This window comes from Curtobacterium sp. B8, from assembly GCF_000333315.1.
Taxonomy (GTDB): Bacteria; Actinomycetota; Actinomycetes; order Actinomycetales; family Microbacteriaceae; genus Curtobacterium; species Curtobacterium luteum.
In genome coordinates this window covers 1-21,941 of sequence record NZ_BACW01000682.1, presented here as the reverse complement: position 1 = coordinate 21,941, position 21,941 = coordinate 1, and the positions used below count along the sequence as shown (strand labels likewise).

Sequence of the window (21,941 nt, the reverse complement as noted above, 5' to 3'; positions counted from 1 at the left end):
GTCAGATCTTCGTCCAGGCCTCGGTCAGGACGCTCCGCAGGATCGACGTCATCTCGCGGAACTCCGGCTGCCCGATGGTCAGCGGCGGTGCGAGCTGCACGACGGGGTCCCCGCGGTCGTCGGCGCGGCAGTACAGCCCCGCGTCGAAGAGCGCCTTCGACAGGAATCCGCGCAGCAGGCGCTCCGACTCGGCGTCGTCGAACGTCGTCTTCGTCGCCTTGTCCTTCACGAGCTCGATGCCGTAGAAGTACCCGTCACCGCGGACGTCGCCGACGATCGGCAGGTCGCGGAGCGTGTCGAGCTCGGCCCGGAACAGCGGGGCGTTCTGCTGCACGTTCTGCAGCAGCCCCTCCTCCTCGAAGATGTCGAGGTTCTCCATCGCGACGGCGGCCGACACCGGGTGCCCGCCGAACGTGTACCCGTGGTAGAAGGTCGTGTCGCCCTTGGAGAACGGCTCGAACAGCTTGTCGCTGATGATCGTCGCGCCGATGGGCGAGTACCCCGAGGTCATCGCCTTGGCGCACGTGATCATGTCGGGCACGAAGTCGTAGGTGTCGCACGCGAACATGGTGCCGATCCGGCCGAACGCGCAGATGACCTCGTCGGACACGAGCAGCACGTCGTACTCGTCGCAGATCTCGCGGACGCGCTGGAAGTACCCGGGCGGCGGGGTGAAGCAGCCGCCCGAGTTCTGCACCGGCTCGAGGAAGACCGCGGCGACGGTGTCCGGACCCTCGAACTCGATCATCTCGCGGATGCGCTCGGCCGCCCAGAAGCCGAACTCCTCCTCCGAGCCACCGGCGAAGCCCATCTCCTCGGCGCGGTAGTAGTTCGTGTTCGGGACCCGGAAGCCACCGGGCGTGAGCGGCTCGAACATCTGCTTCATCGCGGGGATGCCGGTGATCGCGAGGGCGCCCTGCGGGGTGCCGTGGTACGCGACCGCGCGGGAGATCACCTTGTGCTTCATCGGCTTGCCGCGGAGCTTCCAGTAGTACTTCGCGAGCTTGAACGCGGTCTCGACGGCCTCGCCGCCGCCGGTCGAGAAGAACACCTTGTTGAGGTCACCCGGGGCGTGGTCGGCCAGCCGGTCGGCGAGCTCGATCGCCGCCGGGTGCGCGTACGACCAGATCGGGAAGAACGACAGGGTCTCGGCCTGCTTGGCGGCCATCTCCGCCAGGCGCTTCCGACCGTGCCCCGCGGCGACGACGAACAGGCCGGAGAGCCCGTCGATGTACTGCTTGCCGTGGCTGTCGTAGACGTGGTGCCCCTCGCCGCGGACCATGATCGGCACGTCGGCGCCCGCCTGGTTCGCGCCGTGTCGGGCGAAGTGCATCCAGAGGTGGTCGCGCGACTTCTGCTGCAGCGCGGCGTCGTCCACCGGGGCGAACGGATCGTAGGACCCCAGGCGTGCACGTGGTTCGGAGATGGTCATCGCGTTCCCCAGTCGTAGAGCTGTTTGCGGAGTTGCAGGTAGACGAAGGTCTCGGTGCCGGCGACGCCCGGGATCGCCCGGATCGTGCCGTTGAGCAGTTCGATGAGGCCGTCGTCGTCCTCGCAGACGACCTCCACCATGAGGTCGAAGCTCCCGGCGGTCATGACGAGGTAGTCCACCGCCGGGAGCCGTTCGAGTGCATCGGCGACGGTTCGGGTGTCGCCGCTGACCCGGATGCCGATCATCGCCTGACGGTGGAACCCGAGCTGCATGGGGTCCGTCACCGCGACGATCTGCATGACGCCGGTCTCGGTGAGCTTCTGCACACGTTGACGGACCGCCGCCTCGCTGAGACCGACCGCCTTGCCGATCTCGCCGTACGGGCGGCGTCCGTCTGCCTGGAGTTGCTCGATGATCCGTTTCGAGGTCTCGTCGATCGGTCCCGGACGTCGTGGTGCTGCCGCCATGCCGGACAGCATGGCAGCGGCGTCGAGGGCGCGCAAGGGATTTCGTTGTGAACACGATGTTTCGCGACGATTTCCGTTGTTATGGTTCTCCACAACCCGCGGAATCTTCTTCCGGAGCAGCGCATTCCGTGCCAGTATCGCCGCCATGCTGGACAGTGACACAGCCTCCCCGGGCCGCGCGACGGCGGTCTCGGGCTCTGCCGCGATGGGCGGGACGGCCAGGGGCGTGCTCCGGAACGTCATCGGGGGCGAGCAGGTCGACGCGCGCGGCGACGCGACCATGGACCTCGTCGCACCGACGGACGAGCACGTCTACGGCACCTCGCCGGTCTCCACCGCCGAGGACGTCGACGCAGCCTTCGCCGCCGCGAGCCGCGCGTTCGACGGGTGGCGGCGCACCACCCCAGCGGAGCGGCAGCTCGCCCTGTTCCGGATCGCCGACGCGATGGAGCAGCGCGCCGAGGAGTTCGCCGACCTCGAGGCCCTCGACACCGGCAAGCCGCGTGCGACCCTCGTGCAGGACGAGATCCTGCTGTCCGTCGACCAGATCCGCTTCTTCGCCGGGGCCGCACGGAACCTCGAGGGTCGCAGCGCCGGCGAGTACACACCGGACCACACGTCGTTCGTCCGTCGCGAGCCGATCGGCGTCGTCGCCCAGGTCACCCCGTGGAACTACCCGCTCAACATGGCGGTGTGGAAGGTCGCCCCGGCGCTCGCCGCGGGGAACACGACCGTGCTCAAGCCGAGCGACACCACGCCGCTCTCGACGCTGCTGCTCGCCGAGGTCGCCGCGGAGTTCCTCCCGCCCGGGGTCCTCAACGTCGTGCTCGGCGACCGGACCACCGGCGCCGCGATGATCGACCACCCGACACCCCAGCTGGTGAGCATCACCGGCTCGGTCCGGGCCGGCATGCAGGTCGCCCGCGCCGCCGCGTCCGACCTCAAGCGCACGCACCTCGAACTCGGCGGCAAGGCCCCCGTCATCGTGTTCGACGACGCCGACGTCCCGTCCGCCGTCGCCGGCATCGTCGCCGCGGGGTTCTTCAACGCCGGCCAGGACTGCACCGCCGCCACCCGGCTGCTCGTGCAGGACGGCATCCACGACGAGTTCGTCGCGGCCCTCGTCGCCGAGGCCCGGACGAACGCCCGGACCGGCCCGGACGTCGCGGACCCGTCGTTCGGGCCGGTCAACAACGCCGGCCAGCTCGCCCAGGTCCGGTCCTTCGTCGACACCCTGCCCGACCACGCCACGATCGAGACCGGCGGGCACCGCATCGGCGACCGCGGCTTCCACCACGAGGCGACGATCGTGTCCGGGCTCCGGCAGGGCGACCGCGCCGTGCAGCAGGAGATCTTCGGCCCGGTGCAGACGGTGCAGCGCTTCTCGACCGAACAGGAGGCGCTGACCTGGGCGAACGACGTCGAGTACGGTCTCGCGAGTTCGGTGTGGACGACCGACCACGCCAGGGCCATGCGCTTCGCCCGAGACCTCGACTTCGGATGCGTGTGGATCAACACGCACATCCCGATCGTCGCCGAGATGCCGCACGGCGGCTTCAAGCACTCCGGCTACGGCAAGGACCTGTCCCAGTACGGGTTCGACGACTACACCCGCGTCAAGCACGTCATGTCCTACATCGGCTGATCCCGACCCCGACCCGCGCACCAGCAGCAGGAGGCACCATGGCAATGACCGGCACGTTCGCCGAATCCGGAGCCGATCTGCGGCTCGAGCAGATCACCAAGGCGTTCCCGGGTCACACCGCGGTCGACGCGCTCGACCTCACCGTGCCCGCCGGCTCGTTCTTCGCCCTGCTCGGCCCGTCCGGCTGCGGCAAGACGACCACGCTCCGCCTCGTCGCCGGGCTCGAGGAGCCGACGAGCGGGACGATCACCATCGGCGGGCGCGACGTCACCGACACCAAGCCGTACCAGCGGCCGGTCAACACCGTGTTCCAGAACTACGCGCTCTTCCCGCACATGAGCGTGCTCGAGAACGTCGCGTTCGGCCTGAAGCGGCGCCGCATCCCGGACCCGATGACGAAGGCGACCGAGGCGCTCCGGCTCGTCGAGCTGGAGGGATCCGCATCGAAGCGGCCGGCGCAGCTGTCCGGCGGCATGCAGCAGCGCGTCGCCCTCGCACGGGCGATCGTGAACCGCCCCGCGCTCCTGCTCCTCGACGAACCGCTCGGCGCCCTCGACCTCAAGCTCCGGCACCAGATGCAGTTCGAGCTGAAGTCGATCCAGGCCGAGGTCGGGCTGACGTTCCTGCACGTCACCCACGACCAGGAAGAGGCGATGACCATGGCCGACACGGTCGCGGTCATGAACGGCGGCCGGATCGAGCAGATGGGCAGCCCGCAGGAGCTCTACGAACTCCCGCGCACCGCCTTCGTCGCGAACTTCCTCGGCCGGTCGAACCTGCTCGAGGGCGAGGTCCGCGGGACCGACGGCGAGCTCCTGGTCGTCACGACCGGTGCCGGGACGCTCGCGGTCCCCACCGCTCGAGCCGTCGCCACGACCGGTCGCGTCGTGGTCGGCGTCCGACCCGAGAAGCTCAAGATCCGCACCGCGGAGCCGACGCCCGAGGCCGGTCGGAACATCCTCGGGCCCGGCCGCGTCGTCGACGTCTCGTTCTCCGGCGTGAGCACGCAGTACCTCGTGGACGTGCCCGGCGCCGGGCACGTGTCCGTCTTCGCCCAGAACTCCAAGGGCGGCCCGCGGATCGCCCCCGGGACCGAGGTCTGGCTGACGTGGGGCGTCGACCACGGGTTCGGCCTGGAGGCGCACCACGCGTCCGACGCGACCGTCACCACCCAAGCCGGTCCGGGCCTCCAGTCCGAGCCGGCGACCGCAGGAGCGGTCGCGTGAGCAGCCGCCCCGACCTGGTCCGCGGACTCACGTCCGCGCGCGTCAGCCGGCGCGGGTTCCTCGCCGGCGGCGGGGCCGCCGCGGTGGCCGCACTGCTCGCCGGGTGCAGCATCAAGGGCTCCGCCGCCTCGCTCGCCGAACACCCCGTGGACTGGAAGCGGTTCTGGGCCGACGCGACGGCCACGAAGCAGCTCAACTTTGCGAACTGGCCGCTCTACATCGACTCCGACAAGGGCAAGTCCGAGTCGCTCCGGCTGTTCGAGAAGGCCACCGGGATCACCGTCGACTACCAGGCGGTCATCCAGGACAACGCGACGTTCTACGCGACCGTCTCGCCGATCCTCCGGGCACAGGGCGCGACGGGCTACGACCTCGTCGTGATGACGAACGGGTTCGAGCTCACGCAGATGATCAAGAACGGGTTCGTGTGCGAGCTCGACCACTCGCGCCTGCCGAACTTCGCGAAGTACGCCGGCGACTCGGTCAAGGACCCGACCTACGACCCGGACAACAAGCACTCCGTGGTCTGGCAGACCGGCTTCACCGGGATCGCCTACAACCCGAAGTACATCGACCGGGAGATCACGTCGTTCCAGGACCTCCTCGACCCGGCGTTCGCGGGACGGGTCGGGCTGATGAGCGACAACACGGAGCTCGGGTCGCTCGGGCTGCTCGCCACGGGCGCCGACCCCGAGACCTCCACGCCGTCGGAATGGCGGACGGCCCAGGAGTGGCTGCGGAAGCTCCGGCCGAGCGTCACCGGGTTCTACGACCAGAGCTACATCAACAAGCTCGAGAACGGCGACACCTGGATCACGCAGGCCTGGTCGGGCGACGTGTTCCAGGCACAGCAGTCGGGGTTCGAGCACCTGAAGTTCATCACGCCGGAGGAGGGGCAGATGATGTGGCACGACAACCTCATGATCCCGAGACAGGCGGCGAACCCGGTGTCGGCGCTGGCCTGGATGGACTTCTACTACACGCCGGAGATCGCCGGGATCGTCGAGGACTACGTCAACTACGTGTGCCCGGTGCCCGGCGCCCAGGACTACGTCCGCGACGTGCTCGACGACCCGACCGTGGCGGACAGTCCGCTCGTCTTCCCCTCGACGGACGTGCTCGAGCGGTCGCACGAGTTCCGCGTGTTCCAGAACTACGACGAGTACTCGGAGCGGAACGGCATCTTCAACGCGGTGGTGCAGTCGTGACGGCCGTCGGGACCGCGGCGATCGCTGGCGTCGGCGCCGGACCGGGCCGTCGTCGGTTGCGGGTGCCGTTCCTGCTCGGGATCGTCGGCACGGCGTACCTCTGCGTGTTCTTCGTCATCCCGCTCGTGTCCGGGCTCATCGTCTCGCTCATGTCGGGCAACCCCGACGACGGCTACACCTTCACCTGGAACTTCGGGATCTACTCGTCGCTCTTCGTCGACCCGCAGGTGCCGTACCTCACCTTCCTGCTCCGGTCGCTCTGGTACGGCCTGGCCGCGACCATCGTGACGATCGCCGTCGGGTACCCGGTGGCGTACTTCATCGCGTTCCGGGTGTCGCCGCGGTGGAAGAACCCGCTGCTCATGCTCGTGTTCATCAGCTTCCTGGTGTCGTTCGTCATCCGCACCGACATGTGGGCGTTCGTGCTCGCGTCGCAGGGGCCCGTCGTGACGACCCTGCAGGCGATCGGGCTCGCGGGGAAGGACTTCCACATCCTCGGGACGTCCGGCGCCGTGATCTTCGGCAACGCGTACAACGACCTGGCGTTCATGGTCCTGCCGATCTACGCCGCCCTCGAGCGCATCGACCCACGCCTCGGCGAGGCCGCGCACGACCTCTACGCCGGGCGGTTCCGGGCGTTCTGGCACACCACGCTGCCGCTGTCCCGGTCCGGCATCTTCGCGGGCGTGCTGCTCGTGTTCATCGACTGCGTGGGCGACCCGGTGAACTCGGCGCTCCTCGGCGGGACGAACACGTACACGATCGGCCAGGCCATCCAGGACGCCTACTCGGGCAACCAGCAGTACAACGTCGCCGCCGCGCTCTCGACCGTGCTCATGGTCGTGCTCGGCATCATCCTGTTCATCTACGCCCGGGTGTCCGGCACCGACGACCTCGAGGACCTCGTATGACCGCCGTCACGCCGACCCGGGCCGGGTCGACCGCCCCCGTGTCGCCCCTCGCCGCCGGCGCTGCCGAGCGGCCCGTCCGACGCCGTCGCGGCGGCGCGACCCGGCGCGGGCCGTGGCTCGCGATCGTGTACTGGGTGGTCATCGCGATCACCCTCGTGCCGATCGTCTCCATGATCGCGTACTCGTTCAACGACGCCCCGACGAACCGGCTGACGTTCGCGTGGCGGGGCTTCACGACGTACTGGTACCAGAACCTCTGGAACGTCTCGGGGCTCGGTGCGGCCTTCGGCACCTCGGTCGCCGTCGCGTTCCTCGCGGCGATCGTCTCGGTGGCGATCGGTCTGCCGTTGGCCCTGGCACTGGAGCGGTACCGGTTCCCGGGCCGCGGGGTCGTCAGCTCGATCGTGTTCGCCGACATCGCCGCACCGTCGATCGTCGTCGGCTCGGCGTCGCTGTCGTTCTTCCTGTCGATCGGGCTCGGCACCGGCTTCTGGACGATCCTCCTCACCCACGTGGCGTTCGACGTCGCGTACGTCGTGGTGGTGCTCCGAGCGCGGATCGCGGGGACGTCGAAGGTGCTCGAGGAGGCGGCGAGCGACCTCGGCGCGACCCCGTTGCAGGCGTTCCGGCTCGTCACGTTGCCGCTCCTCGCCCCGGGCATGCTCGCCGCCGGGCTGCTGGCGCTCGCGATGTCGATCGACGACTACGTCATCACGTCGTTCGTCGCCGGACCCTCGGTCACGTTCCCGCTGTTCGTGTACGGCGCCGCGAAGGCCGGGATGCCGCCGCAGGTGCTCTGCTTCGGGACGCTCGTGTTCGCGGTGGGCCTGCTCGTGGCGCTGCGCAACGGGGCGCTGAACCGGCGGTTGGCGCGGACGCGGGGGTAGGCCCGGTCGCCGCGGCGGAAGAACGCGGCGCTTCGACGTCGCACGCGTCGATCGACGCGTGCGACGTCGGAACGCGCGCGTTTCCACCCCTGGTCGGATCCCGCTGGTCTCGAAAGTCGATCGTTCCTCGGCGGCACCCGGACACGGACTCAATGTACGACGTCAAGTAGCGGGGAGACACGAGCGGGCTGGTGGCTCCGGACACCACGCCCGCTCGCGTGTCGACGAGCGGGTCAGGCGGTGGGGACCTGGCGACGCCCACTCCGCGCTGCGAACGCGTCCAGTGCCTCCACGACCTCGTCGTTCACCCACACCCGGTTCCGCTGCTTGGAGTTCGCAGGTCGGAGGACACCACGGTCGACGAGTTGCGCGAACCCGTTCGCGACGGCTGGTGCACTCGATCCCGTCCGTTCGATCGCGAGGCGCGCGTTCAGTACCGGGTGCTCGATCGAGAGCCTCGCGATGCGGCGTGCGGTGGCGTCGGTCCTGAGGCCGGCGAGTCGGCCTCCCCACTGCTCCTGCAGCCCGCGGATGTCCGCTGCCAGGGTGCTCGCGTTCCGGAGTCCGGCGAGCGACGCCGACGAGAACACGTCGATGATCGGCTCGACCTTGCCCGCGCGGTAGGCGTCGAGGGCGCCGAAGTAGCCGTCGACGTCGGTGAGGATCCCACTGCTGACGGGGATGGTGAGGTGCCGCAACAACCCACCCCGACGCAGGATCGCCTGCACGAGCGCACGACCGGTGCGGCCGTTGCCGTCCGGGAACGGGTGGATCGTCTCGAACTGCGCGTGCGCGATCGCGGCCAGGACGAGCAGGGGGAGGTCCGTCCTCGACGTGAAGGCGATGAGGTCGTCCATCGCGGCGGGCACCTGCTCCTGGTGCGGCGGGACGAACGCGGCCAGGTGTGGCAACGAGCCGCCGATCCAGACCTGCTGGTCACGGAAGCCGCCGACGAGGCGCGGCGTCTGGTCGCGCAGCAGTTCCTCGTGCATCGCGATGATCGTCTCGATCCCGAGGTCGTCCGCGAGTGCGACGGCCGCTTCCATCGCCCGCACGTTCCGGACGATCAACGGGGCGTTGCCCTGCACCCGTTCGTCGATCTCCGCCTCGGCGATGGCACGCGCCCCGGCGGTGAGGTGCTCGATCTCCGAGCTCGATGCCGACTCACTCCGCAGGAGCACCGCCGCGAACGGGACCGGGAAGGAGGCGTACTCGGCGTCGAACCGCGCGATCGCCCTCGTGGCGTCGTCGGCGTCGGAGAGTGACCGGGAAGCGATGGTGAACTCGGCGGCCGCGATCTCCGGAGGGACCGCCGCCCGGTACGGTTCGCCGCGCAGCGCTCGGATCCGACGGGAATCGAAATCCGGGTTCTCCGGCCGGGGCAGCCAGCGTTCCTCCCAGTCGAGTGTCGTCGGCACGCGCGCACCCTTTCGTCCGGTTCGTCCTTGTTGAAGTTTACGGCACAACCTTCAATGAGGGCCCACGAGAGCGAAGCTTCGCCATCGTGTTACGAGCATGAGTCAGTCGGGGCGGCGGTGCGCCTCGTCTGGAACGTGGACTGCCGCGCACGACGCGTCGCGGACCCCGGTTCCGGACCTGCCGGGCGCCGTCGTCACCGACCCCGTGCTGAGCCGCGACGGCCGGAGCGTGCTGCTCGCCGTCGAGGGCCCGACCCGTCCGCGTGAGCTCTGGCGGCTCGACACGAACGCCCTGACCTGGAGCCGCGTGACCGGCGTGCCGGAGCTGCCGGACGTGCCGCTCGTCGAACCGACCCTCGAGCGGTTCGCCGCACGCGACGGACTGGAGCTGACCGGCTGGCTGTCCCGGGCCGTTGAGCCGACCGACCCGTCGGCGGAGGCCGATCCGTCGGCGGACGCCGATCCGTCGACGCGCTCCGTGCCTCCCGGCCCGCGCGCAGCGCTCGTGCACCTGCACGGCGGACCGGAGTCACAGGAGCGACCGACGTTCTCGCCCCAGCACCAGGCGCTCGCCGCTGCGGGCGTCACCGTGTTCGCGCCGAACATCCGCGGGTCCTCCGGCTCCGGCCACGAGTTCGTGCACGCCGACGACCTCGCGGGCGGTGGAACGCGCTCGCCGACGTCGTCGACTGCGCCCGGTACCTCGTGGCGAACGGGTACGCCGAGCGCTCCCGGGTCGCCGTCGAGAGTCGCTCCTACGGCGGGTGCGCGACGCTGGCGTCGCTCGCGTTCACGCCGGACGTCTTCGTCGCCGGGGTCGCCGTGTGCGGCATGAGCGACTTCGCGACGTTCTACCGCGACACCGAGCCGCGGATCGCGGCCGCGGCGGCGACGAAGTACGGACACCCGGTCGAGGACCGGGCCCTGCTCGCCGCCCTGTCCCCGATGCGGGCGGTGGACGAGATCGCGGCGCCCCTCCTGGTCGTGCACGGCGAGCTCGACACCAACGTGCCGATCGGCGAGGCGCACCAGGTGGTCGCGGCACTGCGGGAACGGTCGCACGACGTCGAGTACCTCGAGCTCGAGGGCGAGGGGCACGAGTACCGGCGGACGTCGTCGCGGGCGCTGCTCGTGCGGCGGATGGTCGAGTTCGTGGTGGCGCGGCTGGGCTAACCGGATCGGGCTGCGTGTTCTCCGGGCGCGCGGGGACTAGCGCCGGGTGAAGAACGGGCGCGCGGCCGGGACGAAGAGGAGGACGGCGGCGGCCGCGGAGAGCGCCGTGAGCAGGAGCGTCGACGGCCCGTTGCCCAGGCTGAGCAGCGCCCGTGCGACCGCCACCACCACGAGGGCGATGCGTGCCGTCGCCGAACCCCGCGAGACGCGGAGGACAGCCCACGCGACGAGGCCCCAGACCACCAGGGAGAGGACGACGGAGACGACCGTCACCAGGACGCTCGACGGGAACTCGACGAAGCCGACCACGGACGCGAGCACGCAGCCGACGAGCCACACGAGCCAGAGCACGACCGAGATCGTCACGATGCGGGGCCGGGGGTTCGCTGCGGTCACGCGAGCAGCGTAGCCGTCACGGTCCGCAACGATCCGTCGGACACCGCGCCGGGGTCGGAGACTGGGGGCATGACCACCTCGCCCGTCACCGTCGTCCGTCGCTCCGCCACCGCCGACCCCCGGGTCGAGCGGTGGACGCACGACGACCAGGGCGCGGGCGACGGGCCGGGCGACGCCGTCGCGTCGGGCGCGGTCGACGGGCGCGGCGACGCCGTCGTCTCGGATGCGGTCGCCGAGTCGAGCGCTCCGGGTGCGCACCTCAGCGCACTGACCCGCCCCGGCGAGGTCGAGGTCCGAGCCGGGGTCGACGCTGTGGGACCGGCGCTCGGCGACCTCGTCGACGCCGCCGTCGACGCCGCGACCGTGCGCTTCGCCTCAGCGGTCGTGGTCGACACGGCCGGACTCACGGACGGCGTCCGACGGCTCCTCGAGGAACGGGGGTTCGTGCCCGACGCGCGCGGTGCCACGGTGCGCACGCTCGACCTGACCACCGCGGAGGACGGCACGCCGACGCGCATGCTCGACAACCCCGCCCTCGCCTCCCTCAACGGCGTGCACGCCCGCTTCGCCGAGCGCCGCGGCGAGATCGTCCGGTACCGCCCCGACGTCTCGGTGTGGACCGGAGTCCCGGTGCACCCGACGGAGCAGGACTGGGCGGACGTCGCGGCGCTGCTCGGACCGGGCGCCGGCTTCCGGGTCGATCCGTCCGCCGTCCTACCACCGGGGTGGAACGAGCTGGACGGTGCCGGCGGGGTGCAGCTCACGGGCGAAGGGGTGGCGGGAGCACCGGATCCGGAGGCGGTCGTGCTCACGGCCGACGACGTCCCCGAGATGCTCGACCTCGTCGCCAGGACGAAGCCCGGGCCGTTCCTGCCCCGGACCATCGAGCTCGGCACCTACCTCGGCATCCGCCGCGAGGGCCGACTGGTCGCCATGGCCGGGGAGCGCCTGCACCCGCCGGGATGGACCGAGATCAGCGCGGTGTGCACGGACGACGGGTACCGCGGGCAGGGCCTCGGTCGGCGCCTCGTGCTCGCGGTGGCGCACGGGATCAGGGAGCGCGGGGAGGTCCCGATGCTGCACGCCGCCGCGACGAACACGGGCGCGATCCGGCTGTACGAGCACCTCGGCTTCCGGCTCCGGGAGCGCGGGGCGATCCGGTTCGCCCAGGTGCCCTGACGAGCGGCGGCCCGCGGCGCCGTCCCGGTCCCATACGCTTGCGGGCATGCACGTCGACGTCCGCCGGACCAGCCGCGGGAGCGCCAGGTGGTTCGTCGCCGGGGCCGCGACCCTCTTCGGCACGCTGATCAGCCTCGTCGCGATCACCCACCGCACCGTCTGGTTGGACGAGACCGCCACCATCGCGGCGTCGACGCGCTCGTGGGACGCCCTGCAGGACCTGGTCGGCCGGATCGACCTCGTGCACGCGGCGTACTACGTCGGGATGCACGTCTGGTTCGACCTGGTCGGGTACAGCCCGTTCACGCTGCGGTTCCCGTCCGCCGTCGCGATCGGGCTGGCCGCAGGACTGCTCGTGCTGCTGGCCGAACGGTTGTTCTCCATCGCCACCGCGACGGTCGCGGCGATCGTCATGCCGCTCCTGCCCGTGGTGGCCGCCGCCGCCACCACGGGCCGATCGCCCGCGTTCGAGTTGCTGCTCGCCGTGCTCTCCACCGTGCTCCTCGTGCACGCGCTCGACGTCTCCGATGCCCGGAGACCGCCCCTGGTGGTCGTCGCGTGGTGGCTGCTGTACGCCGTCGTCGCGTACCTCTCCGTGCTGGTGTTCCTGTGGGCAGCACTCGTCCTGGTCGCGCACGCCCTCAGCGTCTTCCTGCGGTTCGTCTCGGCGCCGGGCCGACGGTGGGTCGGTCTCGCCGCCGCTGCGACGGCGCTCGTGGTGGTCGCGGCGGCGTCGCTGCCGTTCGTGCAGGCCGCGATCCCGCAGTCACGCCAGATCGCGTGGCTGCAGGCCCCCTCGCTGCGCGGCGCGATCGAGAGCTCGTGGCGGCTGCAGTTCTTCGACTTCGCCCTGGTGGACACGACGCGGACGTTCGTGACCGCGGTCGCGGTGGTGTCGTGGCTGCTCGTGCTGCTCGCCGTCGGGTCCGCGCTGCGGCGCCGTTCGGAAGCGCTCGTCGTGCTGCTGCCCTGGCTGGTGCTGCCGACCGTGGTGCTGCTCGCGGCGTCCCACTTCGGCAAGCCGGTCTACAGCGGCCGCTACCTGACGTACTCCGCTCCGGCGCTCGCGATCCTGGTCGCCGCCGGCATCGTCGCCCTGCTGCCGTACGCCAAGGGCGTCATCAGCGGCATCCTGCTCGTCGCGTTCCTGGTGCCCGCCGGGCAGGTCTGGTGGAGCGTCCGGTACGCGTCGCCGAAGACGACCGACCTGGCCACGGCCGCGCAGGAGCTCACCGACGCACGGCACGACGAGGTCGGGCCGGCCGGGCTCATCCTCGGCAAGATGCGGCGGCCCGCCGACCAGTTGACGATCGCCTACCCGTCCTCCGTCGCCGGCCTGCGGGACCTGTGGACGAAGACGGACTCGGTCGGCATGAACTACTTCTTCGCCCGGATGCACGGCGCGGTGAACGCGGCGAAGGAGACCGACGGGCTGCGCACCGTCTGGTACGTCGGTGACGATCCCGCGGAGCTCGAGCGGGTCGCCGCGGTCCTGCGTGCCGACGGCTTCGACGAGCGCACACCCCTCCGGTTCGGCGGTGGCGGGGAGCAGAACGTCATCGTGGAGTTCACGCGCTGACTCGCGGGTCGCGGGCATCCGCCCGGGTCGGTGATCGTCGATTCTCTATGATCGGACCATGACGAGCACCATGGCCGGGTTCGGCAGCGAGCGGATCACGCCGCTCGGACTCCGCGACCGGGTCTACGACCGCGTGCTCGAGTTCCTCATGGGTCACGACGTCGAGCCGGGCATGCGCCTGTCGATCGACGGACTGGCGCGCACGCTCGGGGTCTCGCCGACGCCCGTCCGCGAGGCGCTCGTGCAGCTCGAGCGCACCGGGCTCGTCACGCGCGAGGCGAACAAGGGCTACCGGGTCGCGCCACCGCTCGCCGGCGACCAGCTCGAGGCGCTGTTCGACGCCCGGCTCATCGTCGAGAGCGGCGCGGTCGAACTCGCTGCCCGCGGTGACGTCGACGCCCTGCGGGAGCGGCTGGACGCGGCGCTCGCGGTGCAGGCCGAGGTCGCCGCCGAGGTGGCCGCGATCGAGGTCGGGACCGTGCCGGACGAGCTGATGGCCCGGTTCTTCCGCAGCGACTGGGACTTCCACCAGGTGCTCTTCGACGCGACGCACAACCCGTTCCTCGAGGAGATGTCCGAGATCATCACCACCCGGGTGCACCGGATGCGGCAGATCGTCGGGGGCGGAGACGACGACACGTCGCGAGCCGTGGCCGAGCACCGGTCGATCCTCGACGCCCTCGCGATCAGCCCGTCGGCCGCGGTGTCCGCGATGCGGGTGCACATCGACAACGTGCGCGTCCGGTCCCGGGCGGACGCGTCACACGGGGCCTGACCGCAGCCTGATCACGCGGACGGGTTGCGCTCCGGCCGTTTCCGAGTATCTTTCCTATAGGAAAGAGGTTCGGGGCTGAACCGCACCGCACGACTGCGAAGGAGCATGCACGTGGCATCACCACAGGACTGGGTCACCCAGGATTGGGACCCGACGACCTGGACGGACGAGACGTGGCCCATCGCCGCGTGCCTGCACGGCTTCGCCCAGGTCACCCGCGAGGGGACGGCGTTCCACGACGCCCCCGCCGAGGTGTGGGACGACGTCTTCGCGCAGATCGCAGCCGCGGGCTTCTCGCTCGCCGAACTCGCCGACAGCCACATCCGCCCCGCCGACCTCGAACGCTCCCGCCGTGACGAGCTCTTCGCGATCGCCGCGGCGCACGGCATCGGCATCCCGTCCGTGCACCTGCAGCGGAAGAGCGTCATCCAGCCCGGGCACGAGGAGGACAACCTCGCGTACGCCCACCGCACGATCGACGCCGCGGCCGAGTGGGGCATGCAGGTCTTCTCGACCGGCTTGCACCAGCCCTTCACCGAGGCGCAGCGGAAGGCCCTGTGGTTCTGGACGGCGCCGGGCCCGAAGGACCCGGACGACCCGGAGGTCTGGGACGCTGCCGTCAAGCGGCTGCGGGAGCTCGGGGAGCACGCCGCCAGCGTCGGCCTGCCGATGGCCCTCGAGCTGTACGAGGACACCTACCTCGGGACCGCCGACGGCGCGGTCCGCCTGGTCGAGGAGATCGGCCTGGACACCGTCGGGCTGAACGCCGACGTCGCGAACCTCATCCGCCTGCACCGTCCGGTCGAGGACTGGCGGGAGCTGTTCGCGAAGACGCTGCCGTACACGAACTACCTGCACGTGAAGAACTACACGCGCGACGAGGCCGGGGACGGCTCCTGGGCGACGAGCGCGCCGAGCACCATGGAGACCGGGCTCATCAACTACCGGCAGGTGCTCCGTGACGCCGTCGCCGACGGGTTCCGCGGGATCGTCATGACCGAGCAGTACGGCGGGGACAGCCTCGGCGTCTGCGCGACCAACCAGCAGTACATCCGATCCGTCCTCGCCACCTCGGTGGTCGGGGCGACGAAGCAAGGAGCAACTCGATGAGCACCCTCGACATCGCCGTCGTCGGGTCCGGCTACATGGGCGGCGGGATCGCCCAGGTCCTCGCCCTCGCCGGCCACACCGTCCGGATCGCGGACGTCTCGGCCGAGATCGCTGCGTCGAACCGCGCCCGGCTCATCGCGGAGACGGAGCAGTTCGTCGCGGACGGCCTGTTCCCCGCGGACGCCGTCGCCCGCGTGGACGCACACCTCAGCGCTGCAGCGTCCATCGAGGAGGCGGTCGCCACGGCCGACTTCATCGAGGAGGCCGTTCCCGAGAAGATCGAGATCAAGCACGCGACGCTCCGTCGGATCAGCGAGGCTGCGCGACCCGACGCCGTGATCGGGTCGAACACGTCGACGATCCTCATCGAGTCCCTCGCGGAGGCCGTCACCCGCCCCGAGCGGTTCCTCGGGGTGCACTTCTCGAACCCCGCGCCGTTCATTCCCGGCGTGGAGCTCATCCCGCACCCGACCACGAACGAGCACGCGATCGAGGTCGGCGAGGCCGTCGTCGCCGCGACCGGCAAGCAGTCGGCCCGCGTCACGGACTCGACGGGGTTCGTCCTCAACCGCCTGCAGTACGCGCTGTTCGAGGAGGCGACGAAGATCGCCGACGAGGGCATCGCCACCCCCGACGACATCGACACCATCGTGCGCACCACGTTCGGCTTCCGCCTGCCGTTCTTCGGCCCGTTCGCGATCGCCGACATGGCCGGGCTCGACGTCTACGCGTTCTGCTTCGAGTCGTTGCAGACCCGTTGGCCGGAGCGCTTCGCCACACCGCCGTCGCTGCAGCAGCACGTCGACGCCGGCGAGCTGGGCACGAAGTCCGGTGCCGGCTACCTGGACGTGCCGGCCGACCGCACGCCCGAACTCGTGGCCTACCGGAACAAGGCGTACGTCGCGATGCAGAAGCTCCTCGACGAGCTCGGCCCGGCGCCGATCCACTGAGGGGACACGTCATGAGCACCGAACAGCAGACCGTCGTCCTCACCGGCGCAGCATCACCCCGCGGCATCGGCCGCGCCACCGCCCACCACCTCGCCGAGCAGGGGTGGAACGTCGGCGTCATCGACCTCGACCAGACCGCGAGCGAGCAGGTCGCCGCGGAGATCCGCGAGCAGCACGGCGTGCAGGCGGTCGGGGCGGGCGCGAACGTCGCCGACGAGGCAGCCGTCCGCGCCGCGTTCGACACGATCGAGGCCGCGCTGCCGCCGATCGCCGCCCTCGTGAACCTCGCCGGCGTCTCGTCCGCACACGCCTACCTCGACCTGCCCGAGGGGGAGTGGCACCGCGTGCTGAGCATCAACCTCGACGGCGTGCACTTCGCGAGCCTCCGGGCGGCGCAGTCGATGGTCCGGAACGGCTACGGCCGCATCGTGAACCTGTCGTCGGTGTCGGCGCAGCGGGGCGGCGGCACGTTCAGCAAGACGCCGTACTCGGTCGCCAAGGCCGGCGTCGTCGGGCTCACGCGGGGCATGGCCCGCGAGCTCGGACACCAGGGGATCACGGTCAACGCGATCTCCCCCGGCCCGATCGACACCGACATCATGGGGGGCACGCTCTCCGAGGAGCGCAAGACCGCGATGGCCGCCGACGGCGTGCTGCCGCGCATCGGCACCCCGCGGGACATCGCCGCCGCGATCGCCTACCTCATCAGCGAGGACGCCGGGTTCGTCACCGGCCAGACCCTCAACGTCGACGGCGGCCTCTACATGCACTGAAGCGCCCCGGGCCCAGCCCCACGACCAGAGCGAGCCGACGTGCTCGTCGCGTGTCGTGCCTCCAGGCCGTGCACCGGCCACAGACCAACCCGATCGCGAAGGAGCGACCGTGTCCGCAACCAGCCCCGCCCTGGGGTCCACCCACGATCCCGCCCTCAGGTCGGCGATCGGCAAGGCGACGAAGCACCTCATGCCGATGCTCGTCATCCTGTACTTCGTCGCCTTCCTCGACCGCACGAACGTCGGCTTCGCCGAGGAGGCCCTGAGCGTCGACCGGAACATCTCCGACGCCGCCTTCGCCCTCGGTGCCGGGATCTTCTTCATCGGCTACGCGATCTTCGAGATCCCGTCGAACCTGCTGCTCAAGCGGTTCGGCGCCCGCTTCTGGCTCGCCCGCATCGCCGTCACGTGGGGCATCGTCGCCGCGCTGTTCTCGTTCACGACGAACGACACGATGTTCATCGTCCTGCGGTTCCTGCTCGGCGTGACCGAGGCCGGCCTGTTCCCCGGCGTGATCATGTACCTGTCCGAGTGGTTCCCGAACAAGGTCCGCGTGCGGATGTTCGCGATCTTCTACCTCGCGCAGCCGTTCTCGCAGATGATCGGCGCTCCGCTGTCGGGCGGGCTCATCAGCGTCGGCGACCAGGTCACCCCGTTCCACGGTTGGCAGGTCATGTTCTTCGGCGAGGGCATCCTGGCGGTGCTCGCCGGGGTCGCCGCGCTGTTCTTCCTGACGAACAGCCCGCAGCAGGCGAAGTGGCTCGACGACGGGCAGAAGGCGTCCCTCACCGCGGCGATGGCCCGCGAGGACCACGCGCGGAACGAGGACGGCCCGAAGGGCATCTGGAAGGCGATGGCGAGCGGCCGCGTCTGGTACTTCACGATCATCTACTTCTGCCTGCAGGTCGCCGTGTACGGCACCACGTTCTACCTGCCGCAGCAGGTGTCGTCGCTCCTCGGGCAGGACGTCGGCTGGCAGGTCGGCCTCGTCGCCGCGATCCCGTGGCTCGTCGGGCTCGTCGCGTGCTACCTCGTCGGCTCGAAGGCCGACACCGTCGGACGCCGGCGCCGCTGGGGCACGATGTTCTACGTCACCACCGGACTGTCGATCCTCGGGTCGGCGTGGGCGGGCGCGAACGGGCAGCCGATCCTCGGCATCCTGTTCGTCACGCTGGCCGTCGCGAGCTTCCTCGCCGTCGGACCGATCACGTGGGCGTACCCGACGGCGTTCCTCACCGGTGCCGCGGCGGCCGCGGGCATCGGCCTCATCAACTCGCTCGGCAACCTCGGCGGGTTCGTCGCCCCGATCATGCGCACCGCGATCAACGAGGTGGTGCCGACCGACAGCGGCGCGTTCGGCATCGTCTCGCTCGGCGTCCTCGCGTTCGTGGCGGCGGTGATGATCTTCTGCACGAAGTTCTTCCGCGGGGCGAAGGCGGACGAACTGCTCGACACCTCCCACGTGGCGACGACCCGGCCGCGCGGGGCTGCGGAGCGCGCGGAGGACCCGCACGCCGCCGCGACGCGCTCGACGAAGGAGACGAACGCATGACCAGGCTCTTCAACGACCCCGCGGACTTCGCGGACGAGGCGGCGGACGGCTTCGTCCTCGCCAACCAGCGGTGGGTCCGCCGCGTGCACGGCGGGGTGGCGCGTGCGACCACGAGCCCCGACGGCACGGTCGCGGTCGTCATCGGCGGCGGTTCCGGGCACTACCCGGCCTTCGGCGGCCTGGTCGGGCACGGCCTGGCTGCCGGAGCGGCCATGGGCAACCTGTTCGCCAGCCCGTCCGCGCAGCAGGTCGCCGGGGTGGCCCGCGCAGCCGAGCACGGTGGCGGGGTGCTGTTCTCCTACGGCAACTACGCCGGCGACTGCCTCAACTTCGACGCCGCGGCCCGCACCCTCGAGTCCGAGGGCATCTCGGTCCGGACGATCCGGGTCACCGACGACGTCGTGTCCGCCTCGGCCGACCGTGCCGCGGAGCGCCGCGGCATCGCCGGTGACCTCTGCGTCTTCAAGGTCGCGGGTGCCGCCGCTGAGGAGGGCCGCTCGCTCGATGACGTCACGGCCGTGGCCGCGCGGGCCAACGACCGCACCCGCTCGTTCGGCGTCGCCTTCTCCGGCTGCTCCCTGCCCGGCGCGGCCGAACCGCTCTTCGAGGTGCCGGAGCGTCGCATGGCGATCGGCATGGGCATCCACGGTGAACGCGGCATCGACGAGACCGACGTCCCGACGGCCGAGGGACTCGCGTCGCTGCTGGTCGCGCGCCTGCTCGACGAGGTGCCCGACGGCGTCGACGCGGCGGGAGCGCGGGTCGTCCCGGTCCTCAACGGCCTCGGCAGCGTCAAGTACGAGGAGCTCTTCGTCGTCTACCGCTCGGTCGCCCGACTCCTCGAGGAGGCCGGTGTCGTCGTCGTCGAGCCCGAGGTCGGGGAGCTCGTCACGAGCTTCGACATGGCCGGCGTCTCGCTCACGCTGTTCTGGCTCGACGACGAGCTCGAGCGGCTCTGGGCAGCGCCCGCCGACACCCCGGCGTTCCGGAAGGGCGGCGCGGTCGTGTCCGAGCGTTTGCCGGAGTCCGAGCTGGAGGCCTCCGACGGCATCGACGTCGGCACCGGTTCCCCCGAGTCGCAGGAGGTCGCGGCGCGGGTCGCTGCAGCGCTCGCCGCCGCCCGCCGCGTCGTCGACGAGCGCGTCGACGAGCTCGGGGAGATGGACGCGGTCGCCGGCGACGGCGACCACGGGATCGGCATGCAACGCGGGGTGCACGCCGCTGACGCGGCCGCCCGGGAGGCGCTGGGTCGCGACGTCGGGGCGGGCGGACTCCTCGCCGTGGCGGCCGACGCGTGGTCGGACAAGGCCGGCGGCACGTCCGGTGCGATCTGGGGCGCCGCCCTGGAGGCACTGGGTCGCGTCGTCGGGGACACGTCGCGTCCGTCGTCGGCGCAGGTCGCGGAGGCCGTGCACGCGGCGACCTCGGCCGTCCTCGCCTTCGGCGCGGTACCGGGTGACAAGACGATGGTGGACGCCCTCGTGCCGTTCGACGAGGCCTTCGGGTCCGCCGTCCGGGACGGCGCGTCCGTCGCCGACGCCTGGCGTGCCGCCGCATCGGCAGCCCGAGCGGCCGCGGACGCGACCGCCGACCTCGTGCCCCGCAAGGGACGCGCGAAGACCCACGCCGACCAGGCGGTGGGGACGAGGGACCCGGGAGCGGTGTCCTTCGCGTTGATCGTCGAGACGGTGACGGAGGTCATCGAGGAAGGAGCAGCACGATGACGCTGCGACTGGTGGTCGGGTCGGACGATGCCGGCTTCGAGTACAAGGAGGCCATCAAGGCGGACCTGGCCGGTGACAACCGGGTGGCCTCGGTCCACGACGTCGGGGTGGATGCGGACGGGCACACCGCCTACCCGCACATCGCGGTCGACGCCGCGCGCATGGTCGCGAACGGGGAGGCCGACCGGGCGATCCTCATCTGCGGGACGGGCCTCGGGGTGGCCATCAGCGCGAACAAGGTCCCGGGCATCCGAGCGGTGACCGCCCACGACAGTTACAGCGTCGAGCGGTCGGTGCTGTCGAACGACGCCCAGGTGCTCTGCATGGGGCAGCGGGTCATCGGCCTCGAGCTCGCACGTCGGCTGGCGACGGAGTGGCTCGGGTACGAGTTCGACACCTCGTCCGCGAGCGCCGAGAAGGTCGCGGCGATCTGCAGGTACGACGGTTCCGCGGCCGAGGGCCTCGACGCGTCGGGGGACGACCGCGCATGACGCTCGTCGGGGTGTCGCTCAAGATGTACTTCTCGCACGCCCGGACCCTCGCCTGGGTGCGGGACGTCGTGGGCATCGCCGAGCGGCACCCCGCCGTGCGGTCCGGCGCGGCCACGCTGTTCGTGGTCCCGACGTTCCCGGCGCTCGTCCCCGTGCGCGCGCTGCTGGACGGGTCACCGGTGCTGCTCGGGGCGCAGGACCTGGCGTGGGCGGAGGAGGGGGCCTTCACGGGGGAGGTCTCCGGAGCGGAGCTGCGCGAGATCGGGGTCGACCTCGTCGAGATCGGCCACGCGGAGCGGCGTTCCCTGTTCCACGAGACGGACGACGAGGTCGCGGGGAAGGTGCACGCGGCGTTCCGCAACCACCTGCGGCCCCTGGTCTGTGTGGGGGAGGCGACGCTCCCCGCCTCCAGTGCGGACGCAGTGGCCGAGGTGACCGCGCAACTGGACCGGTCGCTCGCCACCGCGACCGCGGACGGTCTCGCCGGACCGCTGATCGTGGCGTACGAGCCGGTCTGGGCGATCGGTGCGCCGGCGCCCGCGCCGGACGACCACATCGTCGACGTGCTCGCCGGGATCGAGGCGCACCTCGCCACCCGCCCGGAGCTGGCGGGCAGCTCCGTGATCTACGGCGGCAGTGCCGGACCGGGACTCCTCACCCGGGGGCAGGGGCGGATCGGCGGCCTGTTCCTCGGGCGGTTCGCGCACGACCCCGCGGCGATCGCGGCGATCCTCGACGAAATCGGGCCCGCCTAAGCGTCGTCGCGCGCGCCGGCGAGCCCGTGGTCGTGCGCGTAGACGACGAGCTGCACCCGGTCGCGCAGTTGTAGCTTGCCGAGGATGCTCGAGATCTGCGTCTTCACGGTCGACTCGGTGACGAACTCCTTCGCCGCGATCTCGGCGTTCGACAGACCCCGTGAGGCCCACCCGAACACGATGCGCTCCCGGTCGGACAACGACTGGAACTCCGTCGGCTGCGGCTTCGGCGCACGCTCGACGTCGGCGCCGAAGAGCTGTGCGAGGTCGTTCGGGGCGATGACCGAGCG

At 71.1% G+C, this 21,941-nt stretch carries 21 protein-coding genes; 16 read left to right on the top strand and 5 right to left on the bottom strand.

Annotated elements, in window-relative coordinates:
- Window position 1: 1 nt before the first annotated feature.
- Complete coding sequence (locus I59_RS18275; RefSeq protein ID WP_022905113.1) at window positions 2-1,432, bottom strand: aspartate aminotransferase family protein; 1,431 nt, start codon at window positions 1,430-1,432, stop codon at window positions 2-4.
- Window positions 1,429-1,911 (bottom strand): Lrp/AsnC family transcriptional regulator, encoded by a 483-nt coding sequence (locus I59_RS18270; RefSeq protein ID WP_031274587.1) that lies wholly within the window; start codon window positions 1,909-1,911, stop codon window positions 1,429-1,431. The genes I59_RS18275 and I59_RS18270 overlap by 4 nt, the downstream gene beginning before the upstream one ends.
- Before the next feature lie 193 nt (window positions 1,912-2,104).
- Between I59_RS18270 and I59_RS18265 the strand changes: the two genes are divergently transcribed.
- The 5 genes from I59_RS18265 to I59_RS18245 are packed head-to-tail and all read left to right on the top strand — an operon-like array spanning window position 2,105 to window position 7,776.
- Window positions 2,105-3,544 (top strand): aminobutyraldehyde dehydrogenase, encoded by a 1,440-nt coding sequence (locus tag I59_RS18265; RefSeq protein WP_031274586.1) that lies wholly within the window; start codon window positions 2,105-2,107, stop codon window positions 3,542-3,544.
- A gap of 38 nt (window positions 3,545-3,582) precedes the next feature.
- A complete protein-coding gene (locus I59_RS18260; RefSeq protein WP_083882214.1) occupies window positions 3,583-4,770 on the top strand; it encodes an ABC transporter ATP-binding protein in 1,188 nt (395 codons plus the stop codon).
- On the top strand, window positions 4,767-5,978 hold the full coding sequence (locus I59_RS18255) for a PotD/PotF family extracellular solute-binding protein (RefSeq protein ID WP_022905109.1): 1,212 nt from the start codon (window positions 4,767-4,769) through the stop codon (window positions 5,976-5,978). The genes I59_RS18260 and I59_RS18255 overlap by 4 nt, the downstream gene beginning before the upstream one ends.
- On the top strand, window positions 5,975-6,889 hold the full coding sequence (locus I59_RS18250) for an ABC transporter permease (RefSeq protein ID WP_022905108.1): 915 nt from the start codon (window positions 5,975-5,977) through the stop codon (window positions 6,887-6,889). Before I59_RS18255 ends, I59_RS18250 begins: the two co-directional genes overlap by 4 nt.
- A complete protein-coding gene (locus tag I59_RS18245; RefSeq protein WP_022905107.1) occupies window positions 6,886-7,776 on the top strand; it encodes an ABC transporter permease in 891 nt (296 codons plus the stop codon). Before I59_RS18250 ends, I59_RS18245 begins: the two co-directional genes overlap by 4 nt.
- A 233-nt stretch (window positions 7,777-8,009) precedes the next feature.
- On the opposite strand, the gene I59_RS18240 is transcribed toward I59_RS18245, so the two are convergent.
- The gene (locus I59_RS18240) at window positions 8,010-9,194 is read right to left on the bottom strand and encodes a Fic family protein (RefSeq protein ID WP_022905106.1); all 1,185 of its coding nucleotides are present in this window, start codon (window positions 9,192-9,194) and stop codon (window positions 8,010-8,012) included.
- A gap of 705 nt (window positions 9,195-9,899) precedes the next feature.
- Here I59_RS18240 and I59_RS23240 point away from each other — a divergent pair.
- Entirely contained in the window at window positions 9,900-10,367 is a 468-nt protein-coding gene (locus tag I59_RS23240; RefSeq protein WP_222835035.1) for a S9 family peptidase, read from the top strand.
- Between the two features lie 36 nt (window positions 10,368-10,403).
- On the opposite strand, the gene I59_RS18230 is transcribed toward I59_RS23240, so the two are convergent.
- Window positions 10,404-10,763 carry a hypothetical protein gene (locus I59_RS18230; RefSeq protein ID WP_022905103.1) on the bottom strand — a complete coding sequence of 120 codons (360 nt, stop codon included), beginning with the start codon at window positions 10,761-10,763 and terminating at the stop codon, window positions 10,404-10,406.
- A 69-nt stretch (window positions 10,764-10,832) separates the two neighbouring features.
- Between I59_RS18230 and I59_RS23235 the strand changes: the two genes are divergently transcribed.
- The 10 genes from I59_RS23235 (at window position 10,833) to I59_RS18180 (ending at window position 21,651) form a co-directional block, all read left to right on the top strand.
- Window positions 10,833-11,942, top strand: coding sequence for a GNAT family N-acetyltransferase (locus I59_RS23235; RefSeq protein ID WP_022905102.1), 1,110 nt, complete (start codon window positions 10,833-10,835; stop codon window positions 11,940-11,942).
- Between the two features lie 46 nt (window positions 11,943-11,988).
- The gene (locus I59_RS18220; RefSeq protein WP_022905101.1) at window positions 11,989-13,521 is read left to right on the top strand and encodes a hypothetical protein; all 1,533 of its coding nucleotides are present in this window, start codon (window positions 11,989-11,991) and stop codon (window positions 13,519-13,521) included.
- Between the two features lie 58 nt (window positions 13,522-13,579).
- A complete protein-coding gene (locus tag I59_RS18215) occupies window positions 13,580-14,296 on the top strand; it encodes a GntR family transcriptional regulator (RefSeq protein WP_022905100.1) in 717 nt (238 codons plus the stop codon).
- Between the two features lie 111 nt (window positions 14,297-14,407).
- Window positions 14,408-15,406, top strand: a complete 999-nt coding sequence (locus I59_RS18210) for a sugar phosphate isomerase/epimerase (RefSeq protein ID WP_083882215.1) — start codon at window positions 14,408-14,410, stop codon at window positions 15,404-15,406.
- A complete protein-coding gene (locus tag I59_RS18205) occupies window positions 15,403-16,356 on the top strand; it encodes a 3-hydroxyacyl-CoA dehydrogenase family protein (RefSeq protein ID WP_022905098.1) in 954 nt (317 codons plus the stop codon). Before I59_RS18210 ends, I59_RS18205 begins: the two co-directional genes overlap by 4 nt.
- A gap of 11 nt (window positions 16,357-16,367) precedes the next feature.
- The gene (locus I59_RS18200) at window positions 16,368-17,129 is read left to right on the top strand and encodes an SDR family NAD(P)-dependent oxidoreductase (protein ID WP_022905097.1); all 762 of its coding nucleotides are present in this window, start codon (window positions 16,368-16,370) and stop codon (window positions 17,127-17,129) included.
- A 109-nt stretch (window positions 17,130-17,238) separates the two neighbouring features.
- Complete coding sequence (locus tag I59_RS18195; RefSeq protein WP_022905096.1) at window positions 17,239-18,681, top strand: MFS transporter; 1,443 nt, start codon at window positions 17,239-17,241, stop codon at window positions 18,679-18,681.
- Complete coding sequence (locus I59_RS18190) at window positions 18,678-20,405, top strand: dihydroxyacetone kinase family protein (protein WP_022905095.1); 1,728 nt, start codon at window positions 18,678-18,680, stop codon at window positions 20,403-20,405. Before I59_RS18195 ends, I59_RS18190 begins: the two co-directional genes overlap by 4 nt.
- The gene (locus I59_RS18185; RefSeq protein WP_022905094.1) at window positions 20,402-20,896 is read left to right on the top strand and encodes a ribose-5-phosphate isomerase; all 495 of its coding nucleotides are present in this window, start codon (window positions 20,402-20,404) and stop codon (window positions 20,894-20,896) included. The genes I59_RS18190 and I59_RS18185 overlap by 4 nt, the downstream gene beginning before the upstream one ends.
- Entirely contained in the window at window positions 20,893-21,651 is a 759-nt protein-coding gene (locus I59_RS18180) for a triose-phosphate isomerase family protein (protein WP_022905093.1), read from the top strand. Before I59_RS18185 ends, I59_RS18180 begins: the two co-directional genes overlap by 4 nt.
- Here I59_RS18180 and I59_RS18175 read toward each other — a convergent pair.
- Window positions 21,648-21,941: response regulator transcription factor (locus I59_RS18175; protein ID WP_022905092.1), on the bottom strand; the 294-nt coding region annotated here is incomplete at its 5' end. The two genes, I59_RS18180 and I59_RS18175, sit on opposite strands and share 4 nt — an antisense overlap.

Excerpts from the sequence above, each read along its gene's own strand:
- I59_RS18275 (WP_022905113.1), bottom strand. The coding sequence starts at position 1,432 with ATGACCATCTCCGAACCACGTGCACGCCTGGGGTCCTACGATCCGTTC.
- I59_RS18270 (WP_031274587.1), bottom strand. The coding sequence starts at position 1,911 with ATGCTGTCCGGCATGGCGGCAGCACCACGACGTCCGGGACCGATCGAC.
- I59_RS18265 (WP_031274586.1), top strand. The coding sequence starts at position 2,105 with ATGGGCGGGACGGCCAGGGGCGTGCTCCGGAACGTCATCGGGGGCGAG.
- I59_RS18260 (WP_083882214.1), top strand. The coding sequence starts at position 3,583 with ATGGCAATGACCGGCACGTTCGCCGAATCCGGAGCCGATCTGCGGCTC.
- I59_RS18245 (WP_022905107.1), top strand. The coding sequence starts at position 6,886 with ATGACCGCCGTCACGCCGACCCGGGCCGGGTCGACCGCCCCCGTGTCG.
- I59_RS23235 (WP_022905102.1), top strand. The coding sequence starts at position 10,833 with ATGACCACCTCGCCCGTCACCGTCGTCCGTCGCTCCGCCACCGCCGAC.
- I59_RS18220 (WP_022905101.1), top strand. The coding sequence starts at position 11,989 with ATGCACGTCGACGTCCGCCGGACCAGCCGCGGGAGCGCCAGGTGGTTC.
- I59_RS18215 (WP_022905100.1), top strand. The coding sequence starts at position 13,580 with ATGACGAGCACCATGGCCGGGTTCGGCAGCGAGCGGATCACGCCGCTC.
- I59_RS18205 (WP_022905098.1), top strand. The coding sequence starts at position 15,403 with ATGAGCACCCTCGACATCGCCGTCGTCGGGTCCGGCTACATGGGCGGC.
- I59_RS18200 (WP_022905097.1), top strand. The coding sequence starts at position 16,368 with ATGAGCACCGAACAGCAGACCGTCGTCCTCACCGGCGCAGCATCACCC.
- I59_RS18190 (WP_022905095.1), top strand. The coding sequence starts at position 18,678 with ATGACCAGGCTCTTCAACGACCCCGCGGACTTCGCGGACGAGGCGGCG.
- I59_RS18185 (WP_022905094.1), top strand. The coding sequence starts at position 20,402 with ATGACGCTGCGACTGGTGGTCGGGTCGGACGATGCCGGCTTCGAGTAC.
- I59_RS18180 (WP_022905093.1), top strand. The coding sequence starts at position 20,893 with ATGACGCTCGTCGGGGTGTCGCTCAAGATGTACTTCTCGCACGCCCGG.